Genomic DNA, 12,600 nt, shown 5'->3' with positions numbered 1-12,600 from the left:
CCCAAGGTGCTACATGAAACAGCTATCCGGCGACGTGTCAGTGCAATGACACCGCTGGTCAGGGCGGACGTTAACAGTCCGTTGGGGATCGGGCATCTTGCACCGCAACAGACTTTCAATGTCCCGTAGACGCTTGCGGGACATAGGTTCCGACAAACCGGGCGGGTGGACGAAGGCCGCCGCACCGCTAGAATGACACCGCTAGCCATTACTGTCCGGGCTCTGACCCGCAGGTCATGCCCACCACGAAGGGATCCATCGCCATGAGTCGTGTTGTCTGTTTCGGGGAGTTGTTGCTGCGCATGAGCGCGCCGGGCCGCGAGCTGCTGCTGCAGACGCCGCAGCTGGCCGTGCACGCCGGCGGCGCGGAGGCCAACGTCGGCGTGTCGCTGGCCCATTTCGGGCACACCGTGCAGATGGTCAGCACGCTGCCGGCCAACCCGCTGGGCCAGTTCGTGGCCGGTGAACTGCGCAGGCATGGTGTGGACACCTCGCATGTAAAGACCCGCCCCGGCCGCATGGGACTGTACTTCCTCACCACCGGGGCGGTGCAGCGTGCCAGCGAGGTGGTCTACGACCGCGTGGACTCGGCATTCTCGCTGGGCACGGCGGCCGACCATGACTGGGATGCACTGCTGCGCGGCGCGCAGTGGCTGCACCTGTCCGGGGTGAGCCCGGCGCTGAACCCGGCGATGGCCGAAGCCACCCTGGTCGCAGCGCGCGCGGCGTGCGAGCGCGGGGTCAAGGTCTCGTTCGATGGCAACTTCCGCCCGTCACTGTGGGCGCGGTGGGAAGGCGATGCACCGCGCATCCTGCGCGAGCTGTTCGGCTGCGCCACCGTGGCCTTCGCCGACTACCGCGACATCGGCGTGGTGCTGGGCGGTCAGTTCGATCAGCCCGCGCTCGCCGACCGCGTGGACGCTGCCGCGGCGCAGGCCTTCGCCGCCTTCCCGCGCCTGCAGTGGATGGCGTGCACGCAGCGTACGCCGGTCAGCGTGGATCACCACACGCTCGGTGCGATGCTGCTGGGGCGCGACGGCACCCGCGCGGTGGCGCCCACGCGCGAATTGATCGGCATCGTCGATCGCATCGGCGGCGGCGATGCATTCGCCGCCGGCATCCTGCATGGCATGATGCAGGGCTTCGAACCGGAGCAGATCGTGCGTTTCGGCCTGGCCGCGGCCAGCCTGAAGCATTCCATCCCCGGTGATTTCAACCCCGTCAGTGAAGCTGACGTACTGGCCCTGACGGGCGAGGAGCGATTCGATGTCCGGCGCTGATCCGCGCGTACGCGCAGTTCTGAAACTGGCCCCGGTAATTCCGGTGTATACCCCTGAAAGCGTCGACGAGGCGGTGCATGTCGCCCAGGCGCTGTTCAATGGCGGGCTGCCGGTGATCGAGGTGACCCTGCGTACCGCCATTGCGATGGACGCGATCCAGGCGATGGTGGAAGCCGTGCCCGATGCGGTGGTGGGCGCAGGTACCGTGCTGACCGCTACCCAGATGGAGCGGGTCAAGGCCGTAGGTGGCCGCTTTGCGGTGGCACCGGGTGCGACCGAACGGCTGTATGCCGCCGCGCGCGATACCGACCTGCCGTTCCTACCCGGCATCGCTACGTCTTCCGAGCTGATGCTGGGCCTGGAGCACGGGCTGGATACGTTCAAGTTCTTCCCGGCCGTGCAGGCCGGTGGCACGGCGATGCTGTCGGCATGGAACGGCCCGTTCGGCGATGTGCGGTTCTGCCCGACCGGTGGAATCAGCGCGCAGACCGCGCGCGATTTCCTGCACCTGCCCAATGTGCTGTGCGTCGGTGGGTCGTGGTTGACCACGCGGGCGCTGCTGCACGCGTGCGATTGGGCGGGGATTGAAGCGTTGGCGCGGGATTCTGCTGCGCTGGTGGGGTGAGGTTACGGTCACGACCAACGGTCGTGACCTGTCGGGGCGCGTGTCCGGACGGGCTGCGGGTCCATAATGGGCGCCATCCCGTTGCTGGTATGCGCCCATGTCTGCGTTGTCCACTGCCAAGTCCGTCGTACTCTCCGTGCTCTGCGTGGTGGTGGCGCTGTTCGTGCTCGGCATGGTGAGCGGTGCCGGGGGCTGGATCGCGCCCTGGCTGGGGTTGGGCGAGGGTCAGGTGCGGCTCGGGTGGGACCTGGGCTGGACGATCCTCGGTGGTATTGCCGCTACGGCATTCGCTGCGCGGTATGCGCCGATGTGGCCGTACGTGCATGGCGGGGTGGTGTGGGTGTTGATTGCCGCCGCGTCGGTGTTTGCCGCGTGGGATCTGGGCAGCGACTACCCGTTCTGGTTTGTGGTGACGTTGCTGGTGTCGTTGCCGGTGCAGGCGATTGGAATCTGGTTGGGGACGCGGTATCGGCCCAGGGAGGTCGCGGGCAGCCACGCAGGGCGTGGCTTCGCGCGGTAATCGGTCGCCCGATCACAGCGTCGGCAAGACCTGCTTGATCTGATCGATCCCTTCCCAGGGATCTTTCTTCAGCTTCTGCGCACGCTGCAGCGCCTTCGGCAGCGGGAATGCATCGGCGGCGGTGATACGCCCCAACTCTTCCCACCGCAGCGGCACTGCGACGCCGGCGGATGGCCGGGCACGCAGCGACCACGAACACACGCTGGTGGCGCCGCGCGCATTGCGCAGCCAATCGATGAAGATCACGCCGTTGCGCTTGGCCTTGCTCATCGTTGCCACGTAGCGATCCGGCGCGTGCTCGGCCATTGCCTGTGCGAACGACTCGCAGAAAGCCTTGGCTTGCGCCCAATCCGCTTTGGGCGTGAGCGGCACCACCACGTGCACGCCCTTGCCGCCGGACAGGCGCACAAAGCTCTCCAGTCCGATCTCCTGCAGCCGGTCGCGCACATCGCGTGCTGCGGCCTTGATCGCCGCCCACGTCACGCCCTCACCGGGATCCAGGTCGAACACCAGCCGATCTGGATGCTCGGGGTCGTCGACGCTGGCACCCCATGGGTGCAGCTCCAGGGTATTCATCTGGACCAGCTGCAGCAGGCCCTCGCTGTCTTCGATATAGAGGTAGTCCTCGCGGCCGCTCTTCTGCTCCAGCGGGATGGCTTCCACCGCGTCGCCCAGCCCGGTGCCGTGGTGCTTCTGGAAGAAGCACTGCTTGTCCACGCCATCGGGGCAGCGCAGCAGTGACAGCGGCCGGCGGGCGACCTCGGGCAGTATCCAGCGCGCCATCTGCCGGTAGTAGTCGGCGACGTCACCCTTGGTCAGTCTGGCCTTGGCGAAGACCACGCGTTCGGGGTGCGAGATGTTCACGCCGTCAGCTTCCTGATCGGGCGCTCTCGCTTTTGCGGGGGCCTTCGTCGCTTTCGCGGCCTTCGCAGGTACCGCATTGGCTGTCGCGCCCAGGTCCCTGGCCGTCTTGTCCTCGCGCAGGCGCTTGAAGCTGGCCTGGCGCAGCAGCCCTTCCTTGGCCCAGCCGCGGAAGGCGACTTCGGCCACCAGCGTGGGCTTGACCCAATGCACGCTGCTGGCCTTGAACGGCACGTGCGAGGGCAGTTCCACGGCAGCCTTGTCGGTATCCAATGCCTTCAACTGGCGGTGCATGGCAGCCAGCCTGGCATCATCGAAGCCGGTACCCACGCGGCCCACGTAACGCAGACCGTCCTTGTCGGGCGCAGCCATCAGCAGTGAGCCGAACCCACTGCGTGAGCCCTTCGGGTCGGTGTAGCCCACGACCAGGAACTCATCGGTGTTCTCGTGCTTCACCTTCACCCAGCTGGGCGAGCGCGCATTGACGTAGGGCGCATCCACCCGCTTGCTGATGATGCCTTCGAAGCCCGCCTTGCCGCTGGCGTCGAACACCGCCGGACCGTGATCGTGCACGTGGTCGCTGTAAGCCAGCGTGCCGGGCGTATCACCCAGCAGTTCCTTCAGCAGTGTCTTGCGGGCCAGCAGCGGCGCGCGGCTGATATCCACGCCGGCCACACCGGGCATGTCGAACACCACGTAGCGTAACGGCTGTTTGGCGGTGCCGTCGATGACCTTCTGCAGCCCGGTGAAATCGCTGCGGCCCTGCCCATCCAGCACCACCAGCTCGCCATCCAGGCGCAGGTCGGTGACCGGCAGCGCCTGAATGGCCTGCACCACTTCCGGGAAGTCTTCGGTCCAGTTCAAGCCGTTGCGCGAGCGCAGCGCCACCACGCCATCGCGGACATCGGCCAGCAGGCGGTAGCCGTCCCATTTGATCTCGTGCAGCCAGGTTTCGCCGTCGGGTGCAGTGTCGCGATGATCGGTGAGCTGGGGTTTGAAGTCGTGGGGATAGGGCTTGTCGCGTGCATGTTGCAGTGACAGCGCGCGCTTGGCCCAGCGCGCGTCTGCATTGCGGCGTACGGCCGGCTTGATGGTACTTGTCGTCCTGGAAGAGCGGCTTGAGCTTGTCTTTGCAGTCGTTGTGGACTTGATGGTCTTTGCGGTCTTCGTAGACGTTTGCTTCGGTGGCACCGCTTCCTCCAGCAGCGCATCCGCATCTACATCGCGCGCCTCTTCGTCATCACGCTTTATCAGCAGCCACTGATGCTGCTTTCCCTTCATGTTGGTGCGCACCAGCTTCCAGCCGCCCTTGAGCCTGCGCCCATGCAGGACGAAGTCGAGCTTGCCTGCGGCGATCGCATCCAATGGATCGCCATCGCAGGCCCAGGTGCCGTGGTCATATACATCCACGTGGCCGGCGCCATAGTGCCCTTCGGGAATATCGCCCTCGAACGTGGCGTACGACAGCGGGTGGTCTTCCACCTCCACCGCCAGGCGCTTCTCGCCCACGCGCAGCGACGGCCCCTTCGGTACCGCCCAGCTCTTCAGCACGCCATCGGCTTCCAGCCGGAAATCGTAATGCCGGGAACTGGCATGGTGCAGCTGCACCACGAAGATCGGCCGGCGCGCGGCGGCGCCCCGGCGCTCGTCGTCGGGCTCGGGGGTTTCACCGAAGCGGCGCTTGCGCCGGTACTCCTGCAACGACATGGCCGCTTACCCGGCCTTGCGCGTCGGCGCGCGTTTGGCTGCTTTCTTCGTCGCCTTGGTGGTCTTGCTGGCGCTCCTGGTTGCCTTGGCCGCCTTCTTTGTCGGCGCCGCCTTCTTGGCAGGCGCAGCCTTCTTCACCACCTTCGACACGGCCGTCTTCTTGGCCGGGGTGCGCTTCTTCGCATCCAGGCTTTTCTGCAGCAGCGACATGAAGTCCACCACGTTGGTGGTGGCATCATGCGGCGCGGCCGGTTCGTCTTCCACCGTAGTGGTGCCACCCTTCTGCTTGATGCGCTTGGTCAGCACCGCCTGCAGGCGTTCGCGGAATTCATCGTGGTAGTCATCCGGCTTCCACTCGCCTGACATGGACTCGATGAGCTGTTCGGCCATCGCCGTTTCCTTGCTGCTGATCCGGTAGTCGGCCAGCGAGCCGGTGGGAAGCTTGTGTTCTTCCGGATCGACCAGCTCCTGCGGGTAACGCAGGATCAGCAGCACCAGCGCATGCTCATGCGGCATCACCGCGCACAGGTATTCGCGGGTGCGCACCACCACGCGCGCAATGCCCACCTTGCCGGTGCTGCGCAGCGTTTCACGCAACAGCACATAGCCTTTCTCGGCCTTCTTTCCCGGCACCAGCAGGTAAGGCTTCTCGAAGTAGCGCGGGTCGATCTGGCTGGCATCGACGAAGCTCTCCACTTCCACGGTTTCGTGGCTTTCCGGCGCAGCCGATTTGATATCGGCTTCGTCAAGCACGACATAGCTGCCCTTGTCGTACTCAAAGGCCTTGACGATGTCCTTCCACGGTACTTCTTCGCCGGTATCGGCGTTGACCCGCTCGAAGCGGATCGGCTTGCGGTCGCGCGAATCGAGCATGCGGAAGCTGAGGTCGGTCTTGCGTTCGCCGGACATCAGCGACACCGGCACGTTCAACAGCCCGAATGACAGGGTTCCAGTCCAGATCGGTCGGGCCATGGCGGCATTACTCCAGTGCAAAGGGGCAGACGCCAGCTGTACCGCGCCGGCCGTGAAACGCCTGTGTCCGGACCGTGCAGGCCGGCTGCACGCCACGGATTACTGAAGTGCGGCGTGCACCGCTGCCGCCGGCATGTGGTCCAGCGCCAGCCACGCGTCTTCCACGATGGCACGCGCCTGCGTCCAACCCAGCCGCGATTGCCCGCGCATCTGCTCCCAGTGCTCTGCCAGCTCACCCTCGGTATCGTCGTCGCCCCCGCGTGGCCAGTCAGCGTGGTGCGTGGTCAGGGCAAAGGAATAGGCTGGGTAGAGGTCTTTCCAGCTGCGCCGACCCTGGCGGCGGCGGCGTTCGTAGTCATGCCGCATGTACTGCAGATAGTCCTGCGCGATGGCTTCCGGTTCTTCGGTCCGGGAACGGCGACCGTGCCGCGCGGATGGCGGCTGAAGACAGGCGTTGAACAGCGCGGGGGCGGCACGTCGGTCCAGGCGGGGCATGACACGTCTCCGGCGGAGGTGGGGGTTGGCAGGAATAGCCCCGGCGCCGTTATCCAGTCGTGACAGATCTGTCGAGAAAGCCGGTTCGCGCTTCACGTCGAGCACCCACCGCGCGTGCGTACAGTTCAGCCAAATCCCAGTTGAGGAGTAGTTTCCATGCCACGCGACCCCCTGCGCGACGCCACGGCCCCGGTTCCCGGTGAGCAGCGCGCCAAACATGACATCTGGGACGCCGAGGACCGTGGCGCCGGGATGTCACCGTCCCATTCCCCCGAGCATCTGCGCACCGGCGTCGACCCCGTGCACGGCTCCCGCGACCGCAAGGACCCGTCCGCCGCCCCGCACCCGGGCGGGGAAGAGCATGAGCACCATCGCGAGCAGCGCAAGGCGCACGAGAGCGATAACCAGGACGAGGCGTTGGAGGAGACGTTCCCCGCCAGTGATCCCACGTCGCCATTTGTGCCGGCGAAGATTCCCAAGTGAATGGGGGCAGTGCGCGGGCGATCATGCGCCGCGCTCGCCACGACCAACGGTCGTGACCTACCGGGTAGCGCACGACCGTTGGTCGTGCGCCCTCTGAATCACTGCCATGCCCACTGCACGCCCACGCTGTAGCGCCGGTCCGGTCCCGGTTCGAAGAACCGCTGGTTGCCGTCGTTGACGATCACCGAGCCGATGTAACGCTGGTCCAGCACGTTGTCCACCCGCGCGAACACCCGCAACGCGCCCTGCGCGGTGGTCCACTTGCGGGCCGCTTCCAGGTTGAACAGGGCGTAGCCCGGCGCCTTGTCGGTGGCCAGGTCGTTCACCACCGTATCGCTGGAGGCCACCACCTCCCCGGCCCACTGCCACGCGCCAGGCTGGTACTGCACACGCCCGGACCACTGCTGCTCCGGCACGCCCGGCAGCCGGGAACCGGCCGCCACCACCGTGTTGGGGACGGCGCAGCCCGTGCCCGCGCACACCAGGTACGGCTCGCGCACCGTGGCTTCCACGTAGGTATAGGCCAGGCTGGCCTCCAGCGCTGCGGTGATCGGCATCTGCAGGCTGGCTTCCACGCCCTGCCGGCGGGTCCTGCCGATGTTGCGATAAGTGCTGCGCCCGTTGGTGTTGCTGGCCACGGCCAGCTCGTCATCGGTATCGGCGCGGAACACCGCCGCATCGAAGGCCGCGCCAGCGGCACCCCGCCACTTGCCGCCCAGCTCCAGGTTCCGGCTGCGCGCTGGCGACAGGTTCAGCGCCAACCCAGCCGCCCCATCCGACCGGTAGCCCAACTCGTTGAAGGTGGGCGTCTCGAACCCGCGCCCGGCCGAGGCATACACCCGCCACGCATCGCTGGCGTGGAAGACCACCCCAGCCACCGGCGTCGTGGCCGAGTAGTCGCGCGCGCCGCTGTCGTCCGGGTTGCGCGCGGTGATGTAGTGGTCGTTGGAACGGAAGCGCACCTCGCTGTGGCGCACCCCCAGCAGCAGCGACCAGCGCGGCGCCCACTGCCAGAACGCCTGCGCGAACTGGTCCACGTTGCGCACCCGGTCGCGCTGGTCGCGCCGCAGTGCGCCGCGCACCCCCAGCGTATCGCCGACGAAATTCTCGTAACCGCGCCGATCCTGCTGCTGTTGGTCGGCATTGGCGCCGATCACCACTTCCAGCGGCCTCCCCGCCCAGTCGCCCTGCCAGGCCCAGCGCAGGTCCAGCCCGCCGTAGCCGCCGTCAAGGTCGATCACCCCGCCGGCATGCAGCGGGTTGGCTTGCGGCCCCGGCGGAATGGCCAGGAACTGCTCCACGCTGCGCTGCCCGGCATAGCCCATCGCGCGCCAGGTCTGGGCCCCCTCGGTACGGGTGAACACCAGCCCGGCCTGCGCCTGGCGCACCGATTTGCGGGTGTTGTACTGCGTGGCCACCGCCGTGGCCTGGCGCGGGTCCTGCCGCACCTGATCGCGGGTGAGGCCCAGCGGGTCCTGCGCGTCGGGCGAATCGAAGTAATTCAGCACTAGGTCCAGCTGCCCGCCGCCCACCTCGGTGCCCAGCCGCGCGTTCACCGATTCGCGGCGCGCGGCGCTGTGCTCGCGCCAGCCATCAGTGCGGAAGTGGTTGGCTGCCACGTTGTAGCGCACCGGCCCCTGCTCGCCGCGCAGTTGCGCCCCGGCACTGAGCGTGCCGTCGCTGCCGCCGGCCACGCGCAGCCGCCAGGGATCCCCGGCCTGGCCATCGGCACTCCACACCTGCACCACGCCGCCGGAGGAGTTGCCGTACAGCGCCGAGAACGGACCGCGCAGTACCTCCACGCGCTGGGCGGAAAGCAGGCTGGCGTGCGAGAGCTGGCCCTGCCCATCGGGCATCGTGGCCGGCACCCCGTCCACCAGCACCCGCACCCCACGCACCCCGAACGTGGACCGCGCGCCGAAGCCACGGATGCTGAGCTGGGTGTCCTGGGCCAGGTTCTGGCGGTCGCGGGCGACCACGCCGGGCACCCCGCTCAATGCGTCAGCAATCTGGGCCAGGTTGCCGTTGGATTCGTCATCCAGCCACACCGTGCTGAGCGAGGCCGGCAGGTCCACATCGGCCACCTGCTGGCCGCGTGCGGCCTGCACCTGAACCGTGGGCAGCCGCTCGATAGGGGCAGGGGACACCGGGGCGGCCTGGGCCTGGGCCAGGTGTGGCAGGGCGGTGGCCGATAGCAGCGCACAGCAGCGGGCCAGCGGGGTAAGACGGAACATGCGCAGAGGGGGTTCTCCGGAAAAAGGGCACCGCGCGACAGGGTACGGTGTCGTTCGTGACGGCAGCTGCCGCGCCCACGCCAAGGCTTTGTTACGATGGCCTGGTTTCGGCTGATTCTGCCGCAAACCTGATCGCGCCAACCTCCCCCATCCGTCATCCGAATGAGTACCGCCGTGTCCTTCTTTGCAAATGTGGAACTGGTCCCGGGCGACCCGATCCTGGGCCTGACCGAGGCGTACAACGCCGACAGCCGCCCCACCAAGGTCAATCTGGGCGTGGGCATCTATTACGACGAAAGCGGCCGCATTCCGCTGCTTCGCGCCGTAAAGCAGATCGAGCAGCAGCTGGCTGCCGAAGCCAAACCGCGCGGCTACCTGCCGATCGACGGCCTGCCTGCCTACACCCAGGCCACCCGCGAACTGGTCTTCGGCAAAGAGTCGCCGCTGCTGGCCGCCGGCCGCGTGGCCACCTCGCAGACCATCGGTGGCAGCGGTGCCCTGCGCGTGGGCGCGGACCTGCTGCACCGCCTGCTGCCGCACGCCACCATCGCCATCAGCAACCCGAGCTGGGAAAACCACCGCGCGGTGTTCGGTGCAGCCGGCTTTGAAGTGGTCGAATACGCCTACTTCGACCCGGCCACCCACGGCGTGGATTTCGCCGGCATGCTGGCTGACCTGGGCAAGCTGCAGCCGGGCACCGTGGTGCTGCTGCACGCCTGCTGCCACAACCCCACCGGCGCCGACCTCACCGTGGCCCAGTGGAAGCAGGTGGCCGAGCTGCTGAAGGAACGCCAGCTGTTCCCGTTCATCGACATGGCCTACCAGGGCTTCGACAAGGGCATCGACGAAGATGGCGCCGCCGTGCGCATCATCGCCGAGGCCGGCATCGACAGCTTCGTGGTCGCCAACTCGTACTCCAAGTCGTTCTCGCTGTATGGCGAGCGCGTGGGCGCGTTGTCGGTGGTGGCCCCGGATGCGAACGCCGCCAAGGCCGTGCAGTCGCAGGTCAAGCGCATCATCCGCACCATCTACTCCAGCCCCTCCACCCACGGCGCGGCCCTGGTGGCCGGCGTGCTGACCAGCCCCGAGCTGCGCCAGCTGTGGGAGCAGGAGCTGACCGAGATGCGCGAGCGCATCCACGCCCTGCGCCACGGCCTGGTCGACAAGCTGGTGGCCGCCGGTGCACCGGAGTTCGCCTTCATCAACGACCAGGCCGGCATGTTCTCGTACTCGGGCCTGAGCCGTGCGCAGGTGGACCGCCTGCGCGACGAGTACGGCATCTACGCCGTCGGCACCGGCCGCATCTGCGTGGCCGCGCTGAACCAGGGCAACCTGGAATACGTGGCCAAGGCGGTGTCGACCGTCGCCAAGGGCTGAGCGGCTGCAACGATGCAATGAAGGACGGCCGCCACGTGCGGCCGTTTTTCTTTTCGTGCCTGCATGCTGAAACCGGTTACGTGTCCCGGTTGCCTCGTAATGCCCTGCCGAACGGGCCACAATACGGCCCCCGAAATGTCTTTGGCAGCCATTCCATGTCCCGTACGTCGCTTACCCGGTACCTGATTGAAGAGCAGCACGCAGGCCGCATCAACGCCGACCTGCGCCAGCTCATCGCAGTGGTTGGCCGCGCCTGCACCAACATCTCCATCGCGGTCAGCAAGGGCGCGCTGGGCGGTGTGCTCGGCGACGCCGGCACCGGCAACGTCCAGGGCGAGGCGCAGAAGAAGCTCGACGTGATCAGCAACGAGATCCTGCTCGAAGCCAACGCCTGGGGCGGTCACCTCGCCGCCTGCGCCTCCGAGGAAATGGACCACTGCCAGCCCGTGCCGGATACCTACCCGCGCGGCGACTTCCTGCTGCTGTTCGATCCCCTCGATGGCAGCTCCAACATCGACGTGAACGTCTCGGTCGGCACCATCTTCTCGGTGCTGCGCAGCCCGGCGGGCACCGGGCAGCCCACCGACGAGAGCTTCCTGCAACCTGGCACCGCCCAGATCGCGGCGGGCTACTGCATCTACGGCCCCAGCACGCAGATGGTGCTCACCACCGGCCACGGCACCCATTCGTTCACCCTGGACCGTGAAACCGGCGAGTTCGTGCTCACCCAGCGCGGCATGACGATTCCCGAAGACACCCAGGAATTTGCCATCAACATGTCCAACCAGCGCCATTGGGAAGCCCCGATGCAGGGCTACGTGCAGGACCTGCTGGCTGGCAGGGAAGGCGCGCGCGGCAAGAACTTCAACATGCGCTGGATTGCCAGCATGGTGGCCGATGTGCACCGCATCCTGACCCGCGGCGGCATCTTCATCTACCCCTGGGACAAGAAGGACCCCAGCAAGGCCGGCAAGCTGCGCCTGATGTACGAAGCCAACCCCATGGGCCTGCTGGTGGAACAGGCCGGCGGCGCCGCCACCACCGGCCGCGAGCGCATCCTGGACATCCAGCCCGACCACCTGCACCAGCGCGTGCCGGTGTTCCTGGGCTCACGCAATGAAGTGGCCGAAGCCACCCGTTACCACCGCCAGCACGACGCCCAGGGCTGACGGTCACATCACCCCGTTGCACATTGCAACGGGGTGACACCTGCACCAACACAGGTCAACATCGGGCTCAAACGCCCACGGATGACCCCATGCAGGCCGAAACCCCGCTCGACTTCATTGAAGTAATCCACAACGCCATCCCGGTTGAGACCTGTGCCGCAATTCAGGCGCAAATGCGCGCCAGCGCCCAGCTCCAACCCGGCGAAGTAGGCAGCGGCGTGTTCCCGGAACTCAAGCACAGCAAGGATCTGCGCATAAGTGGGCGCCCGGAGTGGCGCCAGGTCGAAATACAGCTGCAACAGGCAGTATTCAGCGGCGTTTTGAGTTATCTACGCCGTTATCCACAGGCGCTGATCTCGCCGCTCATGTTGCAGGTCCAGGACAACGATGGCACCGCGCGCCGCCTGAAAGCCGAAGATTTTCCCGGCATGGACGACAACGCGCTGTCCGGACTGGCCCGTACGTGCCTGCGCCCGGGCGCCATCAACCTGCAGTGGTATGCGGCAGGCGAGGGTGGATACCCCTATTGGCACTGCGAGCTGTACCCGCGCGACCCGGGCGGGGAAACCCTGCACCGGCACCTGCTGTGGACCCTGTACCTCAACGACGAGTTCGAGGCCGGAGAGACCGAGTTCCTGTTCCAGGACCGGAAGGTGGCGCCGCGTACCGGGAGCCTGTTGATCGCGCCGACGGCCTTCACCCACACCCACCGGGGCAACCGCCCGCAGGGGGGGGACAAGTTCATTGCGACAAGCTGGATCCTGTTCCAGAGCGCGGAGAAGCTTTACGGGGGTGGGTGAGGCAAGGGCAGCCGACCTGGCACTTAACCTCCTGCGCCACTTCAGAGATGAATTCTCCTAGATTTGAGAGGAGTATC

General features: G+C 66.8%; 11 protein-coding genes. 7 read left to right on the top strand and 4 right to left on the bottom strand.

All coding sequences use genetic code 11. The annotated features are described in order from the left end of the window. Positions 1-263 precede the first annotated feature (263 nt). The 3 genes from ACGFZ3_RS15675 to ACGFZ3_RS15665 all read left to right on the top strand — a co-directional run bounded on the left by ACGFZ3_RS15675 (position 264) and on the right by ACGFZ3_RS15665 (position 2,425). Positions 264-1,280 (top strand): sugar kinase, encoded by a 1,017-nt coding sequence (locus ACGFZ3_RS15675; protein WP_392923133.1) that lies wholly within the window; start codon positions 264-266, stop codon positions 1,278-1,280. Continuing rightward, positions 1,267-1,905: a bifunctional 4-hydroxy-2-oxoglutarate aldolase/2-dehydro-3-deoxy-phosphogluconate aldolase gene (gene eda, locus ACGFZ3_RS15670; protein WP_392923130.1), complete on the top strand. Its 639-nt coding sequence runs from the start codon at positions 1,267-1,269 to the stop codon at positions 1,903-1,905. The genes ACGFZ3_RS15675 and eda overlap by 14 nt, the downstream gene beginning before the upstream one ends. Before the next feature lie 97 nt (positions 1,906-2,002). Next, the gene (locus tag ACGFZ3_RS15665; protein ID WP_392923127.1) at positions 2,003-2,425 is read left to right on the top strand and encodes a hypothetical protein; all 423 of its coding nucleotides are present in this window, start codon (positions 2,003-2,005) and stop codon (positions 2,423-2,425) included. Between the two features lie 12 nt (positions 2,426-2,437). Here ACGFZ3_RS15665 and ligD read toward each other — a convergent pair whose 3' ends face one another. The 3 genes from ligD to ACGFZ3_RS15650 form a co-directional block, all read right to left on the bottom strand. Beyond that, on the bottom strand, positions 2,438-4,993 hold the full coding sequence (gene ligD / locus ACGFZ3_RS15660) for a DNA ligase D (RefSeq protein ID WP_392923124.1): 2,556 nt from the start codon (positions 4,991-4,993) through the stop codon (positions 2,438-2,440). A 6-nt stretch (positions 4,994-4,999) separates the two neighbouring features. Next, complete coding sequence (locus ACGFZ3_RS15655; protein ID WP_392923121.1) at positions 5,000-5,965, bottom strand: Ku protein; 966 nt, start codon at positions 5,963-5,965, stop codon at positions 5,000-5,002. 99 nt (positions 5,966-6,064) lie between these two features. Further along, a complete protein-coding gene (locus ACGFZ3_RS15650; protein ID WP_392923117.1) occupies positions 6,065-6,460 on the bottom strand; it encodes a hypothetical protein in 396 nt (131 codons plus the stop codon). A 156-nt stretch (positions 6,461-6,616) separates the two neighbouring features. On the opposite strand from ACGFZ3_RS15650, the gene ACGFZ3_RS15645 reads away from it, so the two are divergent. Then, positions 6,617-6,943, top strand: a complete 327-nt coding sequence (locus tag ACGFZ3_RS15645) for a hypothetical protein (RefSeq protein ID WP_392923114.1) — start codon at positions 6,617-6,619, stop codon at positions 6,941-6,943. A 98-nt stretch (positions 6,944-7,041) separates the two neighbouring features. On the opposite strand, the gene ACGFZ3_RS15640 is transcribed toward ACGFZ3_RS15645, so the two are convergent. Further along, positions 7,042-9,177 (bottom strand): TonB-dependent receptor family protein, encoded by a 2,136-nt coding sequence (locus tag ACGFZ3_RS15640; protein ID WP_392923111.1) that lies wholly within the window; start codon positions 9,175-9,177, stop codon positions 7,042-7,044. 174 nt (positions 9,178-9,351) lie between these two features. Between ACGFZ3_RS15640 and ACGFZ3_RS15635 the strand changes: the two genes are divergently transcribed. The 3 genes from ACGFZ3_RS15635 to ACGFZ3_RS15625 all read left to right on the top strand — a co-directional run bounded on the left by ACGFZ3_RS15635 (position 9,352) and on the right by ACGFZ3_RS15625 (position 12,523). Beyond that, the gene (locus tag ACGFZ3_RS15635) at positions 9,352-10,554 is read left to right on the top strand and encodes an aromatic amino acid transaminase (RefSeq protein ID WP_392923108.1); all 1,203 of its coding nucleotides are present in this window, start codon (positions 9,352-9,354) and stop codon (positions 10,552-10,554) included. 155 nt (positions 10,555-10,709) lie between these two features. Beyond that, on the top strand, positions 10,710-11,723 hold the full coding sequence (locus ACGFZ3_RS15630) for a class 1 fructose-bisphosphatase (RefSeq protein ID WP_392923106.1): 1,014 nt from the start codon (positions 10,710-10,712) through the stop codon (positions 11,721-11,723). 89 nt (positions 11,724-11,812) lie between these two features. Continuing rightward, positions 11,813-12,523, top strand: coding sequence for a 2OG-Fe(II) oxygenase (locus ACGFZ3_RS15625; protein ID WP_392923103.1), 711 nt, complete (start codon positions 11,813-11,815; stop codon positions 12,521-12,523). Positions 12,524-12,600: the final 77 nt, after the last annotated feature.

The sequence above is a fragment of the Stenotrophomonas sp. NPDC047960 genome, from assembly GCF_043204395.1.
Taxonomy (GTDB): Bacteria; Pseudomonadota; Gammaproteobacteria; order Xanthomonadales; family Xanthomonadaceae; genus Stenotrophomonas.
This window is presented reverse-complemented; position numbering and strand designations above follow the sequence as displayed.